The organism is Streptomyces sp. NPDC046379, assembly GCF_055587785.1.
Map to the genome: position 1 here is coordinate 22,956 of NZ_JBVJFP010000017.1, position 21,338 is coordinate 44,293.

Consider the following 21,338-nt stretch of genomic DNA (forward strand, 5'->3'; position numbering starts at 1 on the left):
TCCACCACAGGAGTCAGCCATGCCCATCCCTACTCCCCTCGACGGGACCGTTGCCTCGGCCCAGCCCTCCGCCTCACCCCGTGTCGCGATCGTCACCGGCGGCTCGCGCGGCATCGGCCGCCGGACCGTCGGTCGACTGGCCGCCGACGGGTACGCCGTCGTGGTCGGCTACGCCGGCAACCGGGACGAGGCCGAAGCCGCCGTGAAGGAGGCCGTCACCAGCGGTGGCCGGGCGATCGCAGTGCGCGCAGACGTCGCCGACGAACACGCAGTCGCAGCCCTGTTCGACGCGGCCGAAGCTGAGTTCGGCGGTGTCGACGTCGTTGTGCACGCGGCCGGGCGGATGCACCTGGCACCGATCGCCGAGCTGGACCTGGCCGTCCTGGACGACCTGCACCGCACCAACATCCGCGGCACGTTCGTCGTCGTCCAGCAGGCCGCCCGTCGGGTGCGCCCCGGCGGCGCGATCGTGACGTTCTCCACGTCCGTGGTGGAGCTGGCTTTTCCGGGCTACGGCGCGTACGCCGCAAGCAAGGGCGCGGTCGAGGCGCTGACGCTGATCCTGGCTCGGGAGCTGCGGGGCCGGGACGTCACCGCCAACACCGTCGCGCCCGGCCCCACGGCCACCGACCTGTTCCTGGACGGCAAGGACGAGGAGACCATCGCCCGCCTGGCCGCCCAACCCCCGCTGGAGCGCCTCGGTACCCCGGACGACATCGCCGAGGTCGTCGCGTTCCTAGCCGCACCGGCCGGCCACTGGGTCAACGGACAGGTCATCCACGCCAACGGCGGAATCATCTGAGCCGCCCGCAGCCTTCCCCAATCGATCAACGAACGGCCTTGTCATGACGAACGACGAAACAGGGAAGGTCATTCTCGTCACTGGGGCCTCCAGCGACATCGGGGCGCTGTCCGTGCGTGCTCTGGCCCTCGCCGGTCACACCGTGTACGCGGGCATCCGCCAGACCACGACCCGCAACGCGACCACGGTGGCCGACCTGACGCGCTACGGCACCGACCACCGGGTCGACGTGCACGCCGTCAAGCTGGACATCACCTCCCAGGACTCCGCCGACGTTGCAGTCGACCGGATCCTCGCCGAGCGCGGCCGGCTGGACGTGGTCGTGCACAACGCCGGGCACATGGCCCTGGGCGCCGCCGAGGCGTTCACCTCCGAGCAGTTCGCGGACCTGTACGACGTGAACGTCCTGGGCACCCAGCGCGTCAAACGCGCCGCCCTCCCGAAGCTGCGGGAGCAGGGCTCGGGGCTGCTGATCTGGATCGGCAGCTCCAGTACCCGCGGCGGCTGCCCCCCATTCCTGGCCCCCTACTTCGCGGCAAAAGCCGCAATGGACGCTCTGGCCGTCAGCTACGCCGCCGAGGTACTCCCGTTCGGCATCGACACCGCGATCGTAGTGCCCGGCGCGTTCACCACCGGCACCCACCACTTCGCCAACGCAGGCGCCCCCGCCGACACCGACCGTGCGGAACTCTACGATCAGCGTCACCGACCCCTGACGGACGATCCGGGCAAGCGCCTGGCCGCGCTCGCCCCTTCGGACGCCGATGTGGCCGAGGTCGCTGAAGCCGTCGCGCGCCTGGTCGCGATGGAGCAAGGAACCCGGCCCTGCGCACCCACATAGACCCCAGCCGGGACGGCAGCGAAGTCGTCTCCGCGGTCGCCGACCGCGTCCGTGCCGACTTCTTCCGCCGCATCGGACTGGACAGCCTGCTCACCGCAGGCAGTTCCCTGTAACGCCCCACTGAGAAAAGGAACGACCCGCCATGCCTTTCGCGAACTTCAAGGTCCCCGAGAAGACCCTCACCCCGAAGCAGAAGGAGGAGATCGTCACCCGCACCACCGAGTTGTACGTCGAGCTCTACGGTGAGCGCGCCCGCAGCAACACCATGGTGCTGATCGAGGAGGTCGCCGACGGCGGCTGGGGCATCTCCGGCAACGTGCTGACCCTCGCCATGCTCGGCGAGGCGACACCGACGGACACCAGCGACGCCTGACCGCACCCACCGGCCGTCATTCGGCCGAGACAGCACCTTGAACCGAGGGCCGCCGGGTCGAGCGTCCGCCAACACGGCTCGTTGATCCGGGGGCCTGTGAGATCAGCGAAGCCCTTCATTGCGTCCCCGTACTCGATCGGTCCGCGGTGTCCGCCGGGTGCGGGGACGGGGCACGGCAGCTGTCAGCCCCAAGTCGAGCCGCTCAGAGGGCTGCCCTCTTCCACTGAACCCGTGACGTGTATCACCTGAACATGGACAACGCGGCGGTGCCGGTGCTGCCTGTCCGGCGGCGGGGTCGCGGTAGGCGTTGAGGGTTCGGTGAAGGGGGTGCCGCGATGGTCGATGTCGCTGCCGGGGCTCGGCCGGTCAGGTAGGCGTCGCCGGCGGCGTCAGCCAGGTGGCCAAGGCATGCGGCGTAGCCGGGAACGTGGATCCCGCGGCAGCCGACGGGGTCGGCAGCAGGGTTGGCGCCCGTGCGCGTAGTGCGGCCAGGCTAGCAATGCGGCGGTCGTGCTCATGGCGCGGCGGCTTTAGGGTGCCAGGCGCTTGTATGGGCGGCTGGACCGGCTCCGCGTACGCGGCGTCCGGTGACGTGGCGTGGTGCGGCCTCGGCGGCCGGGAGCGGGCAGGCGTTCGGCGGCGAGTTGGGGGCGTGGCACCGGGCTGGTGCCGCGCGCGGGAGATGTCGGCGTGGCCGGGTGGTGCCCAGCGGGCGGCGTTCGGTCAACGCCCGATTCTCCCGGCCCGCACCGCTCCCGCGCCCCGGGACAACCATGGAGAGCACGCGCGACGCGGGCACCGAGTGGTCCTCAACTCTCGTGTGCCGGACTTGTACCGGCAGTACTCGAGGGCCAGAGTCGGTGTCGTCGCAGCACCGCGCCGCTCGCCCGGCCTGCGATGGGGATCGTGGTGACTGGTCCCTGCTGGTCCCTGCTGGTCCTCTGGGGATTGCGGGGCTAACTCGCGCGCCCTGCATTCTCACGCCGTCCTGCCCCATAGACCTCTCATGCCCGGTGGTTCGCCGGTAGGACCGCAGGGGCGGCCAGCTTGGCTCCCAGGCTTCCTCTGCCGGCCCTCAGAGCACCCGGCGCCCGGCGCGTCCAGCAGCAGCTTGCGCCGCTCCATCAGCTCCCCGGCCCGCATCGCCGTCCACTGTTCACATGTGCCGCAGCGCGGCGGCATGACCGTCTCTGCCACCGCCCGCGTCGCGGCCGTCCGCTGGGCGATGGGCGACGGCGCCATGGTGACGTGCACCGGCCCCGGCACCCCTACCGGGCGAGTGCCGGCGCGGCCGCGTCCCCGGACTGCGGGCACCGCTGCACCCGCACCTCCGCAGACCGGCCCGGCGCCCGCTGCGCCGTGCCCGCCACCTCCGCCTGGACCGTCACCTGGCGCGTCGAGGGTGCCGAGACGAACGCCGGCGGGTGGACGGAAACCCGCACCAGCACGCGACCTGTCGTCGTCGGCGAGGCCCAGCAGGTCCTCAACTGGAATCGCGCGGAGTCGTCCGAGTGCGCGGTGCCGGCTGGTCACGGCGGCGGCTGGTGGAGAGGGCTTTGTGCCGGTGGTGGAAATGGCTTTTGAGTGCGTCGTGAGCCGTCGGTGAAGCTGTGGTGGAGACTCGCCTGCTGAGGCCGCTGGGTTGGTTGCTGCGGGTGTGGGCGGGCTGGTGTGGGTGACTGGGCGGGGGAGGGTGGGGAAACAGCCCTCGGGGTTCTTCGCCGTCGAGTGGTCGGCGGAGAACCCTTTGACGTGTCCGGTGCGGGGACTTGGTCCGGTGCGGGCAGGTGCTGGGTGCCTGGCCGGGGACAGCTGTAGTCGAAGGGCAGGACAACCGGCCGGGCCGGCGCCGACCCGGCGCTCATCCAGCGCGACCAACTGCCGATGGGGGGTGCGGGGCGTGGCCCATGTGAGAGATGTCCGGCCGGGCCAGCCGGGCGGGGTGCGAGACGGCTGTCTCCGCCAGCAACAACGCCGCGTCGACGGCCTCGGTCGTACTCGGGCACAGCACGGCGCGGGTGGCGACGTCGATGGAGGTGGTGAGTTTCGGGCCGAGTCAAGCGCCTGTCGTTGAAGGTCGCGAGAACGTCCAAGCAGGCGGCGTCGACCTGGACTTGTTCGCCGGGCCACAAGGCCGTGGCGGGGGTGAAGTCACGCCCGTCGACGCTCGCTGGCACCTGCCTTACGGGCCCGGCAGCGAACGACCAGTGCGGCCGCAGTACGACCTGGGGTGCGGCACACGCAGGCCGAGCGAGAACAGGATCGGGGCCGGCAGCCTGCGGCGCATCGACGCCGATGACGGTTTAGCCGGGGCCGGAGGACAGGCGCCCGGCGAGCCGGCCCGGACAGCGGGGGCCCGCCGCTGTCCGGGCCGACGAGCCGGATCTCCTGGCCCGAGAGGGCGACCACCTGCCATGTCACGCCGCTGAACCGGACGCGCGCACCGACCTTCACGGCCGGTCGGGCACCGCGTGCAGTCACCGGGCGCCCTCTCGGGACCCGGCTGCCGTTCCGGACCCGCAGCCCGACGAGGGCCCGTTCGTGCAGCGGCGTCGTGAGGTCGGCCGTCAGTTGTCCGTGCCAGCGGAGCACACCTCGGCCTGCAGCCCGGCACATCAGAACAGGCACATAGCCACCGGCGCCCCGGACGCTTGCGCCCGCCCCGCCCGAGTGGCGCCGTTCAAACCGAAAGATGCTGCGCTTTTGCGCGCGCCAGGGAACCAGGTCCGCGCCGGCGCGGGCGGGCTCGATGGAGCGTTCGGGGCTCCGGTGGTTACTGGCCGGGGTGAACGGCCTGGACGCCGGTGCCCTCGTACGCCTTCGGTGTCAGGGTGAGCAGGAACCGTCCGCGGTGGTGGGCAGGGGAGGGCCGTGCGGCGTGGATGGCGTGGACGGCGGCCCAGGAGTGCCCGAAGCGCAGCAGCTCGGTGGCGGTGACCGCGGCATCGGTGTCGAACGCCTCGATCCGGATGAACCGCAGCGCTGGGACATGGGCGACGGCGCCACGGTGACGTGCACTGAAGATCAACAGTTTAGGAGCGTTGATGCACCGCAGAAGTTGAGCGAATCCGTTGTTTCGGCAGCACCGGATACGGCGGAGTGCCTGGGACGGCCTCGCACCGCAACACGGTGGTGGGGATTCCTCGGATTCACCTGGCGTCCCCTGAGCCGATATGGGTGAGCACCGCGGCGGCACCGTCTTCTGCTGCGATGCGGTGGCCGAGTTCGGTCGCGCGGCGTCGGTGGGCCGGCTCGGACAGGCAAACCGTGATCGCGTCCCCGAGGGCTTCGGCGGTCAGGTCCTGGAACGGCACGGGTCGGGGGGCGACCCCCAACTCGTACAACCGGGACGCCCAGAACGGCTGGTCGGCCATGACGGGAACGGCCACAGCGGGCACTCCTGCCCGTAGTCCGGCTCCGGTCGTACCCGCCCCGGCGTGATGGACGACGGCGGCGGTACGAGGGAAGAGCCAGTCGTGCGGGACGTCGCCGATGGCCAGAACGTCGTCGCCCCAGCCACTCAGTTCGGCCCACCCCGCCTGCACCACCGCACGTACCCCCGCCTGCCGTACAGCCGCCGTCACCAGCTCACTGAGCCGTTCCCCCTGTCCTGGCGCCATGCTGCCGAACCCGATGAACACCGGCGGCGGACCGGCCTCGAGGAAGTCGATCAGCTCGGCCGGGGGTTGCCACCCGTCCGGCCGCGCGGGCCACCAGTAGCCCGATACTTCCGCCCGCGACGGCCAGTCCCCGGGGCGCGGCACCACCAGCGGGCTGAAGCCGTGGAAGACGGGCCGGATGTCCTCCGATGAGGACGACGCGCCGGCGCGGGGCAGCTCGAGGAGGGCGCGCAGCCGGGTCACGGCGCCCGCGAAGGCTTCTTCCGCGCGTCTCACTACGTCCCGACCTGCGGCGAGGTTGCCCTCCGGCCCCGGGCCGCCGACGGTGCTGCGTGCGTTGGGCAGCGCGAATGCTCTGGTGGCGAAGGCCGGTATGAGGTACGTGCCGATGACAGGGATGCCAAGCGCTTCGCCGACCGCCTGGCCGAGCGGCGCCGGGCCGGAGGCCGTGAGCAGCAGGTCGGCCCCACCCGCAACGGCTTCCGCCACCCCGTCGGCGAGCCCGTCCGCGTACGCCCTCGTCAGCGCTTGGGCCTCCTCCCGCGACGCCGCCTGGGACCAGTCCCGAATCAGCCCCTGCGGGTCTCCCGGCACAGGCCGGTAACCGAGACCACACCCCTCGATGAGTGCGGCGAAGGATGTGTGAGCGGCCACGGCGACCTGATGGCCGGCGTCCAGCAAGCGCCGCCCCAGGCCAGTAAAGGGCGCGACGTCCCCACGTGAACCGGCAGTGATGATCAGAATCCGCATGCAGCGATTCTCCTCGGCGGATGGTGCCCAGCTACCTCGCCGGCCAAAAGGACTCTCTGCGCGCCTCCAACCCCGGCCGTGCTGTCGGTACTCGTGTGCGCAGCCACAACGGGGCGGCCCGGCTGCGCACTGGCTGGCTGCGCACCGAAGGCCGCCCCGCCGTGTCTGCGCACCCACCCCGGCCGTGCGTTGCGCAGCGGGGGCGCGCGTAGTGCGCAGCCGGGCGTCCGCGGCGTCTGGGGCTGCTGTCCGGGTTCCGGGTGCCGGCGTGTGCGGCTGCGCGACGGGTCTGCGCATTGTGGTGCTGGCCTGCATGGCCAGGGTTCATGGTTGGGGTTGGGCAGGGTCATGGTCGGGCGTCGCCATGGGACTGCTGACGCCGCTGCTCTTCCTACTGGTGCTGGGCACCGGCCCGGACTCGGCGACAGCAGGAACGCAGGGCTACCGCACCCACCTTTTCCCCGGGGTGATGCCGATGGCCGTGCAGACGCCGGCGACGGCCGTAGGCGCCTCCATCATTGGCTTCGGAGCGATGGGGGGTGGGCTTCGTAGTCGCGAGCGAGGCGGCGATGGTGCATGAGCCAGCCGAAGGTCCGCTCGACCACCCAGCGTCGCGGGATCACCTTGCAGCCTTTGAAAAACGCTCCTTGAGGGGTCTCGTACGACCCACGCCACGCTGCCAACAAGGGTCACCTGTCCTCGCCACCGCAGTCATAGTTCTCCACGGCCTCGAAGGCGGGACGGTTGCGCTCGCCGTACACCGGATCCAGGACATCATGCGCGTTGGCGCCCGATTCTAAACTGCTCACCGAGGTATCGATCGCCTTGAGTACCGTACGGAACTCTTCGGCGATGTCCGGCGGCGCGCTCGCCTGCATCGGCTCACCGGTATCGGCGATCAAGGCGGCCTTCCTCCGCAGCTCTTCGAAGTCCAGCGGCTCCCCATCAATCGCCGCACCCACTTCGGCGCTGTAGGCAATGACACCCATCTGAAAGAGCGACAGATCAAGGCAGAAGGGCGAGGCCGGCGTGGCGCTCGCGCGTGCGGTCGATGCGCTGGGCGATGGGCTGACCGGGGCCGATGTCGGTGGCGCAGCGTCCGGGGAACTGGAGCAGCCCGCCGTCATCAGCGCGGCGGCCATCGCGAGGATCCATCTGCGTGCGGCGGTCATGGGCGGAGAGTAGGCGACGGAGTCCGGGAGGGGTCCCAGCAGACAAACGTCATGCTTCATGAGTGGCTGGCGACGACTCTCTCGTCTGACATCGCAGGTATTCCTCCGACCTCATCACCGGGTCCTCTCGTACCTCTCGCTGTCGCCCGTAGCGATGAGCGGCATTGCTGCGCCTTCGTCGCCGTAGCGTTTGTTGCGTTCCTCATAGCGCTGTTCGAGGTCGACACGGTGGAGTTCACCCGGCAGCAGGTGTTTCTGATCAGCAGGATCCGTACTCGCACAAGGGAGGTAGCCGACCTGGTGTCGGTAAAGGTGGTGCACTCGGGCTCCGCAGGGAGGGTCTACACCCGACGGGATCCCCGACCCCGACCTCCACCACCTCACCGTCGACGGGCCAGGCCGTCGTCCCGGACGCGCTGCTCCGCTACCGGACCGGTCAGGACGGGCAAGGAGCGGCGTTGGAGGTGTTCGTCGACGTCGATCACGCCATCACAGACCCCGCGCGCCGGGCGCGCGGCTGGGTGCCTATGCGCGTCTGCACGGCCGCGCCGCCGCATTCCCGCCCGGGCCTCGGCAGCCGGCGCCCCCAAGGAGGTCGCGGCTGGAACGGCGGGGGCGTCAGGGGTGCGGGGGCCGTTCGTGGTGCCGCGCGGGACGGTGACCGTGCCGGGGCCGTGCTCGCCGCCCGCGGTGACGACGTACGACCGGGTCCGTCCTGTTCGGGCAAGGTCGAGGCAGGGGGCGATCGGGTGGGCGGGGCATCGCTCCCGGCGGCCCCTGTGCCCCCGGCGGTACGCCGACGCCGGGGGCACAGGCGCCGGGCCGCAGGTCCCGCCGAAGGCTCAGCCCGCCAGTTCCCGGCCGAACGCGCCACCCTGCGCCGAGGACAGGCCCAACTTCGTCGGGGCGAAGGTGAAGGAGCCCGTCGCCGCGGCCGCCGGCAGGTACCAGGCCGCGCCCGCCGGGCTGTTCTCCCCGACCCCGACGGCGGTGAGGTCGGCGCGGCCGTCGCGGTCGATGTCGGAGGCCAGGAGGGCGGAGCCGAAGCCGTCGCCCCACTCGTCCATGTCCGGGATGCCGGCGCTGTCCTGCGTCAGGCGGATGGCCCCCTTGGTGGTGATGCCGGACGAGGAGCCCTTGAGCAGGGTGATCGAGCCGGGGTCGGCGTCGCCCGGCGCGCCGACCGCGAGGTCGTTGTGGCCGTTGCCGTTGAAATCACCGATCGTCAGGGCGCCGCCGAACTCGTCGCCGTACGCGGCGGAGCCGGGGATGCCGGAGGTGTTCTGGGTGTACGTGACCCGGCGGGTCGAGCTCGGGCCGGAACCGGTCCCGTAGATTACGTGGATCTTGCCGCCGGTGGACGCGGACGGCTCGCTGTCGGGTTCAGCGGGGTTGCCGAGGACGATGTCGCCGTGCCCGTCCTTGTCGAGGTCGCCGATCGCCGCCGTCGAAGCGGCCCGCAGGCTCGCGGCCTTGGCCAGACCGTCCGAGGTGCCCCGGTAGTACACGGCGGTGGCTCGGTGAGCGTCGTGGGAGGGCTTGCTGCCGGTCACGACGAGGTCGGCCTTGGTGTCGCCGCTGACTCGTCCCGCAGTCAGGTCGGGCCAGTCGATGCCGGGCGCGTAGGCGGAGACCTTGCCCGTGGTGCCGGACCTGGTGAACGGGCCGCGGATCAGCCGGATTTTGAACGGCGAGGTACCCGAGTCGCCTTGGGCGGCCACCGCGAGGTCGGGCCGGCCGTCGCCGGTGAAGTCGGCGGCGGCGATGCCCAAGCCGAAGTAACTGCCGGTAAGGGGGTAGGGGTTCCTCACCGTGGTGCCGCCGGACAGGCCGGTGCGCGAACCCCAGATCACGACGACCGTACCTGCGGCCTCCAGCTCGCCGGTCTTCTCGTACCGCGCGCCGACGATCAGGTCGCAGTAGCCGTCGCGGTCGAGGTCGGCGGCGGCGATCCGGTCGCCGAACATGTCGTCCGTCTCGGCGCTGCCGGGGACGCCGGGCGAGTTCTGGCTGATGAGCGTGCGCCTGGCGGTGTTCAGTCCATTCGCGTCGCCGTACACCACGGCCACCTGGCCCGCCCAGGACTTGCCGGCCACGGTGGCGGCCGGCGCCGCGACGGCCACATCCCGGTAGCCGTCACCGTCGAAGTCGCCCTGCAGGCCCGAGGGGCCGGCGGACGCCGGGGCGGTGGTGAGGGGGGTCAGTGCCGCGGCGGCCAGGGCGGCGGCCATGAGGCTTGTACGCATGCGCAAGAGGGGGCTCCTGAGGGCGGTGTCGTCCGATGACACGAAGACTCCTCGGGCATGCCGCGGGTTGTACGGATGCCGGGGATTCCCAGGTTTCGGGCCGGCTGGGGCCGGTTCCCATCGGCCCCGCCGGGCGGCGACGCCCGGCTCACTGTCCTGCGAGGGCAAGGCACCCGTGTCCTTTCCGCAGGCCGGCTCTCTGCGCTTTCTCCGGACCTCGCTGGATATGCCAGCCTCACGACCATGAGCGGCGGTGGATGGAACGGCAACGCCGAGAGCCCTCCGGACGACTGACGCAATCGCGGCTGGAGAAGCTCATCGCAGACGATCTGGCACCCCCTCACCAGCCCTTGTTCCGAGCCTCCTCAGGGTTGGCACCACAGCCGCCAGCCGTTCTGGGCGTCCCGGTTGTACGAGTTGGGGGTCACTCCCGGACCTGTTCCGTTCCAGGACCTGACCGCCGAAGCCCTCGGGGACGCGATCACAGTTCGCCTGTCCGAGCCGGCCCACCGACGCCGCGCGACCGAACTCGGCCACCGCATCGCAGCAGAAGACGGTGCCGCCGCGGTGCTCACCCATATCGGCTCAGCGGTCTCCACCCGTCGGGCGTCGACGTGTCCAGCTCTGGCCTCCGCTTCCTCACGCAGCAGTTGCGGCGCCACCGGCGCGCGATCTGCTCCCGGTGGCGGCGTCTGACCGCCGGCCGCCAGGCCCTGCACCCTCGCCCATCTGCGGATGGGACACCCCTATGTCCAGCTCGCCGCCGGATTCGGCGTCGGCACCACGACGGCCTACCGCTACATCACCGAATCGGTCGAGCTGCTGGCCACTCTCGCACCCAGCCTGGCCGATGCGGTGCGTCGGCGTAGAGGGACAGGGCGCGGGCCGCTCGCGCGTCGGCTACCAGGGCAGCGAGCTCCCGGAACTGGGTCTCATCGACGGTCACGTCTCTGATCGTTCCGTCCTTCGTCTCCCAGACGAACTCGATGCGCCATTCGGACAGCAGCGCGGTCAGGACCGCGCTGACGTCGGGTTGCAGGTCGGGCCAGACGGTCAGCAGGGCACGCGGGCCCAGACCGGCGCGCACTGCGTTGAGGTTTTCCTTGGTGAGACGGTGCCAGCGTGTGGCGTTTACGATATGGGTTTCCTCCAGGAGCAGGCCTTGTCGCGCCACCAGCACGGAGCACACCGACGCCCAGGAGCCTTCGTCGGCGGCTTTGAGCTTCGGCTAATGCGCATGCATCTCCTGGTCCTCGTGCGCATGCCGTCCGCCGGTACGCCTGGCCGCGCCGGGGGTGTTCGGGATCGCTCGGTGGTGTTGGCCGAGCACCACCGGACATCGCTGAATACCGCCGAAGCGCCCCCGTCCCACGCCCGTTGCGGCCCGGTCGCCCTGCGGCCTGCGCTCGGAGCGCGGCCGGAACGCGGAACGGGCCCGCCCCGAGGGGCGGGCCCGCACTGCCGTCGATCAGAGCCGGCCCCTCGGGTTCAGCACGATGGCGCCGGAGTCGTTCGCCGGATTGCCCTCGTTGGGCATCGTGTACGCGAAGAACGCCCGGCCCGTGGCGTTCCTGATCACCTCGCCGACGCGGAGGCCGAAGGTGAAGGTGCGGGAGGCGTCCTCCAGGATCGGGGTGTCGACGAAGCAGAGGTAGTCACCCTCGGCGCCCTCCCAGTCGGCGGCCTGGCAGCCCTCGGGGACCGTGGTGGCCGTGGTCCCCGGGGGAAGGTCGACCCAGAAGAAGATCGGCTCGCCGCCGGAGCGCAGCAGGGCGAGCCAGGCGGGGCCGTGGTTGGCGAAGCCGACGTCGACCGACACCGTCTCGCCCTTGCGGGCCCACAGCCGCTCACCGGTCAGATCGAGATCGAAGGTGTTCGTCGTCGGGAAGTCCGTCTCCGCGTACCGGGTGTAGCCCGCGGGGTCGGCGTCCGGCAGCCGCACCAGTTCCAGGTCGGGCCCGGCATCGGCCTGGTAGTCGCCCTCGGCCAGCAGGTCGGCCACCTGGTCGGCGGGCACCGCGCTGAAGGTGTAGGACATCGAGTCGTAGAGCGCGAAGCCGGCCGTCCCGATCGGGAACGGGGCGTTCAGCCCGTAGGCCGCGCCGCCGGCGAACTCGGTGTCGAAGACGCAGAGGGCCGTGGAGCGATCGAGCAGCTTGTCGGGGTCACGCGGGTCGTACCAGCAGTTGCCGTAGGTGCTGGGGAAGGAGAGGCCCCGGGTGCCGGAGATCTGCAGCACGACGCCCTTGCCACCGAGGCCGCCCAGGTTGCGGAAGCCCAGCGGCGCCTGGAAGGTGTCACCGGCCCGGAAGCCCTCGGGCTCGGTCAGCTGCTTCATCCGCAGCTCGGGGCCGCCGACCAGCACGTCCACCGTGTGCCCGGTGAAGGCCAGGCCCTCGCCCGCGGCCGTGACCTCGATGGTGCCGAAGTCGCCCGCGGCGCTCTCGTCGGTCACGTCGAGTCTGATGCCGCCCAGGTCGTTGTAGTCCTGGCCGGCATAGATCTCGTAGTCGCTGCAGGTCGCGACCAGCCCGTCGACGGAGCAGCCCTGCCCCCCGCCCAGGCGGGAGAAGTCGACGGCGGCGACACCGGCCAGGGAGCTCGCGTCCACCGTCACCGTGTAGTCGCCCTGGTGGATCGGATAGATTACTCCGTTCTCGTCCGGCACCGGCTCGCCGGGTGCCCGGAGTCCGAGCTCGATCTGCGGCTCACCCGGCTCGCCAGGCTCACCGGACTCCGGTTGCAGCGAAAGGTTCACGCTGTCGGGGCCGGTCACGGAGACCGGCAGCGGTTCCTCCTGGGCACTGGCACTGGCCGGAACAGCGAGCGCCGTACCGGCCAGGGCGGCCAGCGCGAACGCTGAGATGGTGTGCCGCACCGCGGCAAGAGACGTCATGGGACCCCCGTGAGTCGGACATGCGGCGCACCGGATCGGTGACGCCGTATGCATGACCTATGAGCCCGCTGTGAGGTTGCCCTGCTTTTCCGCCGACAACGCGAACGCCGGCAACACCGCCGCGCGACAGCGCCGACACCGACGCCCAACCCCCACGCCCGACAACGCGAACGGGCCCGCCCCCGAGGGGCGGGCCCGTCACGACGCGGAAGCGTCAGGCGTCCCTGGCGGCAGATCCCTGGCAGCACTGCTACGACGTCGTGCCGCGGCCGTCGGCGGCGGTTGCCAGGTAGTCCCTTGAGGCCAGCGCGCTGCATGAGCAGCATGACGGTGCCGTGGCTGATGGAGATGCCGTGTCCGAGCTTGAGCTTTGCATGGACGCGGTGGATCCCGTACGACCCGTGCGAGGCGGTGTGGACGGTGGTGATGGCCTCGGTCAGCCACGAGTGCCGCAGGGAACGGGGCGAGGGCGGGCGTGAGCGCCATGCGTAGTAGCCGGATTCGGAGATGTTGAGCACTCTCGTCGCTGTCTGCACGGGAGGCATCGTCGGCCATTACCGCGACGGCCTCGAAGCGTCTTTTGGGGGCACCACCTTGCCTATGAGCTCGGCTGCCCGGCGGTGGATGGCCAGTTCCGCCTCCAGTTCGACGATCCCTCGTCGTGCTGCCACCAGCTCGGCCTGGTCCCCGCTCGTCGGCCCAGGCAGTTGCCCAGTGTCAATGAGGTACTGACGGCGCCAGACGTAGATCGTCTGTTCACTGATGCCGAGGTCGTGAGCAATCTGCCGGATTGGCCGGCCGGCTTCGACGGGATCGAGGACCTTGCGTCGGAACTCAGCCGGATAACTACGGGGCAGGCACAGAAGCCTCCTTGAGTGTCTGGAGCATCATCTGTCCAGCAAGGTGACTCCACCAGACCCGGGACACATCACACGAAACGCAGCGCAGGTACGGCTGTGGACTGTTCGGCGAACCAATGAAACCAAGCAGCAGTGTGGCAGGAGGTCACCTGCCTCACTGCCCTTGCTCAGTTCCTGTGCCGGCTCCTTGAACATGAACATTCAGTCAGGCTGCACGACGCCGGAGACCTTAGTGGCGGGCGGGTGACGAGGGCCCCGGTCACTTCCGCCTTTTCGACGCCGCGATGGCGGCCCATGCCAGCCCCATGACAAGAAGCCCGATCACGACCCACATCGGGGCTCCACCCAGGCCCTTGTATGCCAGTACAGTCCAGTCGTTGCTCTGGCGCATCGGAGTCACTCCACTCCTTCGGTTGGGATCGGCTGCGCTTCTGACTCCTTCGTGGCTCTGTCGTACACGGCCCCAGTCACCTCGCCCGCTGCCATTCCCGCCAGTGCGCAACCACCTGAACCCACTCCCACGGTCAGGTAGAGACACCCAGCGGTCACTCCCTTGTCGACGGCGAAACTCAGCGCCGTTCCGAAGGCCTCCTCGTACGGGTCGCCTTCGGCGTACAGGTAGGGGTTCTTCTCCTGGCCGGAGGGGTCGGGCTGGGTGAAGCGGCCGATGTTGGCGTCGTAGCAGCGGGCCTCGAAGTGGTAGAGGCCGGTAGAGGCCGGTGGGGTCCTGGTAGCCGCAGGCGAAGCGGTAGGGCTGGGCGACCGGTTCGTACGACTGGGCCACCAGGCGCACGCCGCGGGGGCTGTACGCGTAGCTGTTGACCTTGTTGCCGTCCGCGTCCGCCAGGGCGACCACGCTGCCGATGGCGTCCGTGAGGTAGAAGTACGTCCTGCCCCCCGGTCGTCATGGAGTTCAGCGTGCCCCCACGGCGGGATGTCGGTCGTGGAAGGCCGGTCGTCGCTGCCGGTGATCGCCGGGCACCTGCCCATGCTCCGTTCTGTCCGAGCTGTCCGGGGCCACGGCGGCGTGTCCTTGCGGCTTCGGTCCGTCGGGAAGGGTGAATCGATACGGCATTCGGCCGAAGGAACGCCACCACCTGGGACTGAAGGGTCTACAACGTCTGAAGACCGCGAGGAAAGGCGAGTGGGTGCAGGTCGACGACCTCTGGGGCTACGGCCGCTCCCTGGAGTGGACCACCTCCTGCCCTGCGCCCCGGCACGACCTTCATGTGCCGCCGCGCATCCGCTCCGCGTCACCCGCCTTCCTGCACCACCCGAACCTCGCTCAACCGGAGCAGCAGCCGAACGCCGGGCAACGGGACGTCGTCGGCGCCGACGATCACAAGGGGGAACCGGGATGAGGGGCGATGGAGAGCACGTGCCGCACGATGATGCGGCGGCACTGGTCAACTCGGTCGAGGGATACCTTCTCGCCCGCGCCCACGAGGAGGACGCACGCCGAGAGGCGGCGGAAATCTGCGCGCGGATGTCCTGGCTGACCAGCGCCCAGGCCGAGGACGTCACCCGTCAATACGTCCGTCAGCGCATGGTCGTCACCCGTCGCATGCTGCAGACGACGGCAGACCGGGCCATTGAACTGCGCGGCGAGTACGAGGCCCGCTATGCCGCCCTGCGCCGTGAGTTGCTCAAACGCCACGTCGCCTGCGCATGCGTCGTCCTCGCCGGTACGAGCGCGGTGGGCTGCCTGGCGGGTGTGCTCGGCCGTTGACCCTCCCTGTAGGAGGTGGAGGCGATGCGCGGCAGGTCCGACAGCAGCCCTCGCGCCAAGTCCCGCACCGATGCCGGGGTTCGACCGCGCGAACCGGCTCGCTGTCCGGGACATCACGGCCTCGACTGCCTCCTGCCAACGAGCAGGGCTACGCCGCCCAGCGGCCACCGCGTGATCGTTGGGTCTTCGCGCACCGATGATCAGCGGTGGCTGCGGCCTTCCCGCAGCCGGTTCCCCGGCAAGATGGTGTGCACCAGGTCGCGCTGATACCAGGTGCCTGGCGCACCGCCGAGGTGAGCCGGGTCGGCGGGGCCGACGGGGACGAACCCCGCTTTGGTCAGAACCCTTTGGGACGCGGCATTCTGGCGGACAGCGGCCGCCCGCAGTGTGCGCAACCGGTACTGGGACGCCGCCAGTTGGCACAGTTCCCGGACGGTTGCGGTCGCCACGCCTCGGCCGGCGACATGCTGCGCGACCCGGTAGCCGACTTCCGCAGTGTGGTCCTCGATGTCGACCAGGTTGAACCTGCCGAGTACCGAGCCTTCCTCGGCGACGAGCACATGGAAGGCGCAGACGCCGGCCTCCTGCTCAGCGAGCAAAGCGTTGTACCGGTCGGTGAACTGGTCGAAGAAGTCATCGCCGCGGTCGGGGACCGAGGCAGCGAAGTAGGCGCGGTTCGCCAATTCGAAGGCCAAGACCGCCGGGGCATGGCCAGCATGCAGCCGCTGCAACTCGGGCATTGCCCGACCTTACCCGGGCGGTCCGGCCAAGGTCACCTGGTTTCCTCCAGCGACGGACAGTCCCAAGCAAGGCACATGGCCGGCGGCTGCCTGTCTCAGAACGTTGAGTACGAGCCGGCCTCGTAGGCAGCTGCACCGTCGAGGCCACGCGAGGTGGCAGCAGCCGGCTTCGGGCCTCACAGCTGTGATCGGAGTTCCTGGTGGACATCGAGGTAGCAACGCAGCCGGCAAGGGCAAAGTCAGTGCGGCGGTTGATCAAGTCGGTCAACGACACCCTCAAGGGCGCCAGCTCGACTCGCGGAACACGCCACGGTGGCCGGACCGTCGATGTCGCCGTCCGCGTCGCCCAGCGCATCCTTGCGATGGCCGCCGCCATCCGGCACAACCGCGAGACCGGCGCGCCGGCCCTGCGGTCACTGACCGCTTTCGAGCACTGATCACATCGGAAGGGCTCGATTAGGACGTGCTCGCGCTCCTGCGGGGCGGGGTGACGGGGACGGTGGCGCGCAGGTGGGCGCTGGTGATGTCCATGATGTCGGCGAGCTGGGAGATCTGCTCGGGACTGAGGATGTCGAGGAAGCCCTGGCGGACGGTGGCGAGGTGGCCCGGGGCGGCGGCTTCGAGGACCCGCTGCCCTTCGTCGGTGAGGATCGCGAGCACTCCGCGCTCGTCCTCGGGGTCGGTCTCGCGGCGCAGGAGGCCGGCCTTTTCGAGTTGGGCGACCTGGTAGGTCATTCCGCTGCGCGAGAAGACCATGCTCTCGGCGAGCTCGGTCATCCGGTGCCGCTGCCCCGGGCTGGCGTGGATGCGGGTGAGGATCTCGTACTGGACGCGGCTGACTCCGCCTGCCTCGCTGAGCTGGGCGTCGACCACCCGGGCGATCAGGCTCGCGGTCACGAGGAAGCCGTTCCAGGCGCGCATCTCGGTTTCGTCCAGCCAGCGGGGCTCGGATTGGGTCATGGCGTCACCCTACCCTTTTATTTCGAACTCGAAGCACTTGCTTCGAGTTCGAAGCAGGGCTATGGTCGTCGACATCGCCTCGGAGCTTCGAGTTCGAAGCATTCGCATGTCGGGCGTGCTCATTCATACCGGGAGTAGCAGTGAAGATCAGCATCATCGGAGCGGGCAACGTCGGTTCCGTTCTGGCCCGGCGCTTCGCCGGGAACGGACACGAAGTCACCACGGCCGACTCCGCCACCGGCCCGTCCCGGCTCGCCGCCGACATCGAGGCCGCCGACGTCACGGTGCTGGCCGTGCCCTTCGACGCGGTCGCGCGACTGGACCCGCAGGTGAAGACCGCCCTGTCCGGCAAGATCGTCATCGACGCCACCAACCCCCTGGCAGCCGACTTCATGTCGCTGACCATGGGCCACACCACCTCGGGCGGCGAGCAGAACGCCGCGACACTGCCCGGCGCTCGCGTGGTCAAGGCATTCAACACAGCCATGGCCACCACCATGGAGACCGGCCGGATCGGCGGCTCCCCGCTTTTGCTGCCCGTCGCCGCAGACGACGACGAAGCCAGAAAGACCGTCCTCCAGCTCGCCGCCGAGCTGGGCTTCGATGCCGTCGATGCGGGCCCGCTGAGCAACGCCCGTTACACCGAACCCGCCGTCGAGCTGCTGATCCAGCTCGCTTTCGGTCAGGGCCTCGGTCCGGGCATCGGATACGTGCTGGCCCGCGCCTGACCCGGTACGCACCGAGACGGGCAGCGGACCTTCAACCACCCGCGCGCCGATGCCTGATACGGGCAGCTTCTTGAACACGCCTTACAGCCGACAGTTGTCCAGGACGGCCACTCCATGACCGGCTCAGGCGGGCGTCATGAGCGTGATGGTACCGATCGCCCCGCTGATTGATGCGCTTCAATCAGGTCGGCGGACGGCACTCGCCTACTCCCTGCGGGCCGTCACGTCGACTGGGCCGTCTCGGTCGACTCCACGATCGTGCGGGCCCACCAACACGCGGCCGGAGCCCGCAAGAAGGGCCCCGGCCGGCGAACCCGGTGACCACGCCCTCGGCCGCTCCCGCGGCGGACTGACCACACAGATCCACCTCGCCGCCGACGACCGCTGCCGGCCACTGGCCTTCCACCTCACCGCCGGACAGGCCGGTGACGCACCCGCCTTCACCGACCTGTCACGCGAGCCCGGCGGGCGAGTGCAACTTGCTGCCCCGTTCTTCGTCGGTGTCAGGTTCCGGTGCAGCTGAGGCGGGGCACCGTGGGACGTCGGTGCCCCGCCTCAGCGGTCAGGGGAGGGGGGTGTCACCCCACGGCCAGCGGCGTGACAGCGACTTGGTCGATCACTGGTGCGTAGGGGGAGCGCTGGTTGTACTGGTTGTAGGTGTCGCCGTTGAAGTCCGGCAGTTCCTCGGCTGTGAAGGTGAGACGGTTCGTGCCCTCCTTGAGTGTGACCGGCACGGTCAGCTGCCAGAAGTTGTTGAAGTGGAAGGTGGTCGGGAACAGGATGCGGCGGGCCGCTTCTCCGTTGACGGACAGGTCTGCGTGGCGGGCGACGGGGTCGGGGTTGTAGTGGGTGGCGGGTGCTTGTTCGGCGTTGGAGTAGCGGATGGTGAGTGCGTGCCGACCGGTCTTGGTGGCCGTCACGTCGAGTGTGAGGGCGTTGCTCTTCCCGTCGCCGATGCTCGTGACGGCCTTGCCGCCGTTGGCGAAGGTGTAGTCGTCGGTGGTCTTGGCGGCGCCGGAGAGCGATCCGTTCTCGGCCTGGTAGGTGTTGGGCGTGAGTGCACCTCGTGACGGGGCGACGCGCAGCCGGTCGAGGATCAGCCCCTCGGAGGTGCCGGTCAAGGTGATCTTGTTGATGCCGCCGGAGAGGAACAGCTTGACTTCGTGCGTGCCCTTCTGAGCACCCCCGATCGTGGGCAGGTCGAGCTTCTCGCCGTTGAGGGCGAGAGTTGCCCCGCCGCCGCCCAGGTGATCGACGGAAATGGTGGATTCTCCGTCGGTGGCGGAGTGGATCCAGAAGGTCGTGGAGGCGCCGTTGGCCAGCGTCACCGTGCCGGGGCCGGACACGCCGGAGCGGGTGTAGGAGGGCTGGGTCCTAGTGAGCGCGGCGTACTCGGCTTCGTAGATCGCAGGCTGCGTGACGAGACTGTCGCGCAGACTGAGGTCGATCTTGTCGATGATCGCGTCGCCCTTGGTGACACCCAGGTCGGAGTCCTGCGCGGCGAGCGTGATCCGGTGCTTGCCGGCGGTGAGCCGGACCGTCGTGTCAGTGTGGCCCCACACCACCCACTTGTAGCCCAGCGGCAGCCGCAGCTCCTGCGGGTTCTTACCGTCGACGCGCAGGAAGACGTTGGTCGGCCCCTGCTCTTTCACCAGGTCGTACAGGTTGTAGGAGTTGGCGAAGACGCTCAGGTCGTAGGTGCCGTCCTTGGGAACGTCGACGTCGAAGGCGAGGACCCCGTCGGAGCCGGTGCGCAGACCGCCCACGTTGTAGGTGCCGGAGGTGGCGAACTTGCCGACGTCCGAGGGCGTGCCCTCCGGTCCGTTCTTGGAATAGCCCGAGCCGGTGTACGCGGCGTTTTCCGCCTCGTACGACTTGCGCCAGCTCACCGAGGGCGAAGCCGGCACGCCACCGCCGCCGCCGGGGGAGAGGATGACCTGGTAGGCGGACATGTCGTTCATGCCCCGCATCGGCAGGGTCACGGTGCCGTCCGCGCCGACGTCGACCTTCTGGTCGGCCAGCCGCAGTGGCTGTGCCGAGCCGCCGACCTGGCCGGTCCAGGGAATCTCCTGCACCGTGACGTGCACGGTCTTCCCGAACAGTCCAGTGTCGACGTTGCGGAAGACGACGTCCGCGTCGCCGCTCTTGCCGCCGAAGAGGGCCCGGGACTGCTTCTTGTCCTTGTCGAGGGTGGCCACGCCTTGGAGGGTGTACTGCACGTTCGGATGCGGTGCGGTCACCTGCACTGTGTGTCCGGACATGTGGCCGTAGGCGTTGAACAGCCACCATTGGCCGTTGCCCTTGTTGGCCTCCACGGCGGAGTCGTTGAGGTTGCCGTCGATGTTCCAGTACGCCAGGTCGGCGTCGATCTTCGACTCCTCGATGGCGGAGACCCACTGGATGACCTGGCCGGGCACCGACAGGTGGTAGTTGTGTCCGTACTCGTTGACGTTGATCGGCAGCGGGCCGATCCCGATCTCCTTCTCCCATCCCCGGTACTTGGCCACACTCGTGCGGACGGCGGCGGGCGAGGACAGCTCGTGCCAGGTCATCACGTCAGGGACGACGTTGTTGTCCTTGGCGTACTGGAGGAAGCCCTTGTTCTGGTCGAACAGGAGGGACGTATTGGGGCCTGCGATCCGGGCGCCCGGGTCGAGGCTCTTGATCAGGTGGTAGACCTCCTTCCAGGCCGCGAAGAAGTACTGGGGGTCGTCCAGCCAGGACACCTTGTTGTAGGACCATGTGCCCGTACCGAACATGTTCCCTTCGGGTTCATTGAAGGGGACGTAGACGACGTGGCCCTTGTAGTCGCCGATCGTCTTGACCTGGGCGACCTGCTTCTTGATCTTCTCCTTGAAGTCCGCGAGCCGGGCGGGACCGTTGTCGCCCGGCCACTGGTAGGGGAAGCCGCGATAGATGTCCGTCATGTAGATGTAGACATCCTTGCCGCCTGAGTCCACGAAGGGCGGCAGCATCTCCAGGGCGTCCGCGCCCGGGTGCTGCGGTCCGTCCTGCGCTTTCGTGGACACCGTGCGCAGCTTCATGCCTTCGATGAGGTTGCGGCTCGGCACGCCGTCCCCGTAGACGCCGTAAAGGGAGCCGGAGGCGCCGCCGTGGAAGGCGCCGGTGTTGGTGGCGAGGTCGATGACGAGTCGTTCCGGTTCCGCGGCACTGGCCGTTCCGGTCGAGGGGCCGGCGAGCAAGGCGGCCAGGACCGACACGGCCGCAGCACCGGCAGCCGTCGTTCTTGATCTTCGCACTGAGCTCTCCAGAGGTATGCGCTGACTGGGATGATTCCGAACCGGTTCGACGCACCGTCGCTGAAGGTGGCGCGGCCTCCGCGGGAAGGCGCGTGAAGTTCCTGCGAGTGTTGCGAGTGTTGCGGGGACTGCGGCAAGGACGCGGACTCCTGGGCAGCCAGGGCTCAGCCAGCTGCGGTCGAATCGGTTCGACGGAAGCTAGCACCGCCGAAACTGGTCAGCAATACTCGCGACACGACAAGTCGCCTCAGGAACGGCGGGAGTCGAGGCCGTTACGGGACGCTCTGGCAAAGGTGTTGACAGCCGCGCAGGCCCTTCCTACCGTCCTCCTAGCGAACCGGTTCGACAGCCGATCGCCGTT

General features: G+C 69.5%; 17 protein-coding genes and 4 pseudogenes. 9 read left to right on the forward strand and 12 right to left on the reverse strand.

Annotated features, from left to right (window positions below):
• Window positions 1–19: 19 nt before the first annotated feature.
• The 3 genes and pseudogenes from ACZ6KF_RS26665 to ACZ6KF_RS26675 all read left to right on the forward strand — a co-directional run bounded on the left by ACZ6KF_RS26665 (window position 20) and on the right by ACZ6KF_RS26675 (window position 2,016).
• Window positions 20–802, forward strand: a complete 783-nt coding sequence (locus ACZ6KF_RS26665; protein WP_469240659.1) for an SDR family oxidoreductase — start codon at window positions 20–22, stop codon at window positions 800–802.
• A gap of 43 nt (window positions 803–845) precedes the next feature.
• Window positions 846–1,756, forward strand: a pseudogene (locus tag ACZ6KF_RS26670) (SDR family NAD(P)-dependent oxidoreductase).
• Between the two features lie 29 nt (window positions 1,757–1,785).
• Window positions 1,786–2,016 carry a 4-oxalocrotonate tautomerase family protein gene (locus tag ACZ6KF_RS26675; RefSeq protein ID WP_356634727.1) on the forward strand — a complete coding sequence of 77 codons (231 nt, stop codon included), beginning with the start codon at window positions 1,786–1,788 and terminating at the stop codon, window positions 2,014–2,016.
• 2,773 nt (window positions 2,017–4,789) lie between these two features.
• On the opposite strand, the gene ACZ6KF_RS26680 is transcribed toward ACZ6KF_RS26675, so the two are convergent.
• The 4 genes from ACZ6KF_RS26680 to ACZ6KF_RS26695 all read right to left on the reverse strand — a co-directional run bounded on the left by ACZ6KF_RS26680 (window position 4,790) and on the right by ACZ6KF_RS26695 (window position 9,804).
• Window positions 4,790–5,044 carry a PIN domain-containing protein gene (locus ACZ6KF_RS26680; RefSeq protein WP_469240661.1) on the reverse strand — a complete coding sequence of 85 codons (255 nt, stop codon included), beginning with the start codon at window positions 5,042–5,044 and terminating at the stop codon, window positions 4,790–4,792.
• A 121-nt stretch (window positions 5,045–5,165) separates the two neighbouring features.
• Window positions 5,166–6,386: a glycosyltransferase gene (locus tag ACZ6KF_RS26685; protein ID WP_469240663.1), complete on the reverse strand. Its 1,221-nt coding sequence runs from the start codon at window positions 6,384–6,386 to the stop codon at window positions 5,166–5,168.
• A 689-nt stretch (window positions 6,387–7,075) separates the two neighbouring features.
• A complete protein-coding gene (locus tag ACZ6KF_RS26690) occupies window positions 7,076–7,558 on the reverse strand; it encodes a hypothetical protein (protein WP_469240665.1) in 483 nt (160 codons plus the stop codon).
• 842 nt (window positions 7,559–8,400) lie between these two features.
• Window positions 8,401–9,804: an FG-GAP and VCBS repeat-containing protein gene (locus ACZ6KF_RS26695; RefSeq protein WP_469240667.1), complete on the reverse strand. Its 1,404-nt coding sequence runs from the start codon at window positions 9,802–9,804 to the stop codon at window positions 8,401–8,403.
• Between the two features lie 614 nt (window positions 9,805–10,418).
• Between ACZ6KF_RS26695 and ACZ6KF_RS26700 the strand changes: the two are divergent.
• A pseudogene (locus tag ACZ6KF_RS26700) lies at window positions 10,419–10,665 on the forward strand (helix-turn-helix domain-containing protein); the annotation flags it as partial.
• Here the strand turns inward: ACZ6KF_RS26700 and ACZ6KF_RS26705 are convergent.
• The 5 genes from ACZ6KF_RS26705 to ACZ6KF_RS26725 all read right to left on the reverse strand — a co-directional run bounded on the left by ACZ6KF_RS26705 (window position 10,607) and on the right by ACZ6KF_RS26725 (window position 14,550).
• A complete protein-coding gene (locus tag ACZ6KF_RS26705; RefSeq protein WP_469240807.1) occupies window positions 10,607–10,984 on the reverse strand; it encodes a hypothetical protein in 378 nt (125 codons plus the stop codon). The pseudogene ACZ6KF_RS26700 and the gene ACZ6KF_RS26705 sit on opposite strands and share 59 nt — an antisense overlap.
• A gap of 288 nt (window positions 10,985–11,272) precedes the next feature.
• Window positions 11,273–12,700, reverse strand: coding sequence for a hypothetical protein (locus ACZ6KF_RS26710; protein ID WP_469240669.1), 1,428 nt, complete (start codon window positions 12,698–12,700; stop codon window positions 11,273–11,275).
• A complete protein-coding gene (locus ACZ6KF_RS26715) occupies window positions 12,697–13,245 on the reverse strand; it encodes an IS3 family transposase (RefSeq protein WP_469240671.1) in 549 nt (182 codons plus the stop codon). The genes ACZ6KF_RS26710 and ACZ6KF_RS26715 overlap by 4 nt, the downstream gene beginning before the upstream one ends.
• A 9-nt stretch (window positions 13,246–13,254) precedes the next feature.
• On the reverse strand, window positions 13,255–13,563 hold the full coding sequence (locus ACZ6KF_RS26720) for a transposase (RefSeq protein WP_469240795.1): 309 nt from the start codon (window positions 13,561–13,563) through the stop codon (window positions 13,255–13,257).
• Window positions 13,564–13,956: 393 nt separating this feature from the next.
• Window positions 13,957–14,550, reverse strand: coding sequence for an RHS repeat-associated core domain-containing protein (locus ACZ6KF_RS26725; protein WP_469240673.1), 594 nt, complete (start codon window positions 14,548–14,550; stop codon window positions 13,957–13,959).
• Between the two features lie 158 nt (window positions 14,551–14,708).
• Between ACZ6KF_RS26725 and ACZ6KF_RS26730 the strand changes: the two genes are divergently transcribed.
• Both ACZ6KF_RS26730 and ACZ6KF_RS26735 read left to right on the forward strand, forming a co-directional pair.
• Window positions 14,709–14,921, forward strand: a complete 213-nt coding sequence (locus ACZ6KF_RS26730; protein WP_469240675.1) for a hypothetical protein — start codon at window positions 14,709–14,711, stop codon at window positions 14,919–14,921.
• Between the two features lie 17 nt (window positions 14,922–14,938).
• Window positions 14,939–15,289: a hypothetical protein gene (locus ACZ6KF_RS26735; protein ID WP_469240677.1), complete on the forward strand. Its 351-nt coding sequence runs from the start codon at window positions 14,939–14,941 to the stop codon at window positions 15,287–15,289.
• 200 nt (window positions 15,290–15,489) lie between these two features.
• On the opposite strand, the gene ACZ6KF_RS26740 is transcribed toward ACZ6KF_RS26735, so the two are convergent.
• Complete coding sequence (locus ACZ6KF_RS26740) at window positions 15,490–16,029, reverse strand: GNAT family N-acetyltransferase (protein WP_469240679.1); 540 nt, start codon at window positions 16,027–16,029, stop codon at window positions 15,490–15,492.
• 236 nt (window positions 16,030–16,265) lie between these two features.
• On the opposite strand from ACZ6KF_RS26740, the pseudogene ACZ6KF_RS26745 reads away from it, so the two are divergent.
• Window positions 16,266–16,466: pseudogene (locus ACZ6KF_RS26745) on the forward strand (IS982 family transposase); the annotation flags it as partial.
• 19 nt (window positions 16,467–16,485) lie between these two features.
• On the opposite strand, the gene ACZ6KF_RS26750 reads toward ACZ6KF_RS26745, so the two are convergent.
• Window positions 16,486–16,989, reverse strand: a complete 504-nt coding sequence (locus ACZ6KF_RS26750; RefSeq protein WP_356634704.1) for a MarR family winged helix-turn-helix transcriptional regulator — start codon at window positions 16,987–16,989, stop codon at window positions 16,486–16,488.
• A 140-nt stretch (window positions 16,990–17,129) separates the two neighbouring features.
• Between ACZ6KF_RS26750 and ACZ6KF_RS26755 the strand changes: the two genes are divergently transcribed.
• Window positions 17,130–17,717 carry an NADPH-dependent F420 reductase gene (locus tag ACZ6KF_RS26755; RefSeq protein WP_469240681.1) on the forward strand — a complete coding sequence of 196 codons (588 nt, stop codon included), beginning with the start codon at window positions 17,130–17,132 and terminating at the stop codon, window positions 17,715–17,717.
• 225 nt (window positions 17,718–17,942) lie between these two features.
• Window positions 17,943–18,168, forward strand: a pseudogene (locus tag ACZ6KF_RS26760) (transposase); the annotation flags it as partial.
• Between the two features lie 127 nt (window positions 18,169–18,295).
• Here the strand turns inward: ACZ6KF_RS26760 and ACZ6KF_RS26765 are convergent.
• Window positions 18,296–20,938 (reverse strand): cellulosome protein, encoded by a 2,643-nt coding sequence (locus ACZ6KF_RS26765; RefSeq protein ID WP_469240683.1) that lies wholly within the window; start codon window positions 20,936–20,938, stop codon window positions 18,296–18,298.
• Between the last annotated feature and the right edge of the window lie 400 nt (window positions 20,939–21,338).

Excerpts from the sequence above, each read along its gene's own strand:
- ACZ6KF_RS26725 (WP_469240673.1), bottom strand. The coding sequence starts at position 14,550 with ATGGGCAGGTGCCCGGCGATCACCGGCAGCGACGACCGGCCTTCCACG.
- ACZ6KF_RS26740 (WP_469240679.1), bottom strand. The coding sequence starts at position 16,029 with ATGCCCGAGTTGCAGCGGCTGCATGCTGGCCATGCCCCGGCGGTCTTG.
- ACZ6KF_RS26690 (WP_469240665.1), bottom strand. The coding sequence starts at position 7,558 with ATGACCGCCGCACGCAGATGGATCCTCGCGATGGCCGCCGCGCTGATG.
- ACZ6KF_RS26675 (WP_356634727.1), top strand. The coding sequence starts at position 1,786 with ATGCCTTTCGCGAACTTCAAGGTCCCCGAGAAGACCCTCACCCCGAAG.
- ACZ6KF_RS26695 (WP_469240667.1), bottom strand. The coding sequence starts at position 9,804 with ATGCGTACAAGCCTCATGGCCGCCGCCCTGGCCGCCGCGGCACTGACC.
- ACZ6KF_RS26715 (WP_469240671.1), bottom strand. The coding sequence starts at position 13,245 with ATGCCTCCCGTGCAGACAGCGACGAGAGTGCTCAACATCTCCGAATCC.
- ACZ6KF_RS26665 (WP_469240659.1), top strand. The coding sequence starts at position 20 with ATGCCCATCCCTACTCCCCTCGACGGGACCGTTGCCTCGGCCCAGCCC.
- ACZ6KF_RS26685 (WP_469240663.1), bottom strand. The coding sequence starts at position 6,386 with ATGCGGATTCTGATCATCACTGCCGGTTCACGTGGGGACGTCGCGCCC.
- ACZ6KF_RS26750 (WP_356634704.1), bottom strand. The coding sequence starts at position 16,989 with ATGACCCAATCCGAGCCCCGCTGGCTGGACGAAACCGAGATGCGCGCC.
- ACZ6KF_RS26710 (WP_469240669.1), bottom strand. The coding sequence starts at position 12,700 with ATGACGTCTCTTGCCGCGGTGCGGCACACCATCTCAGCGTTCGCGCTG.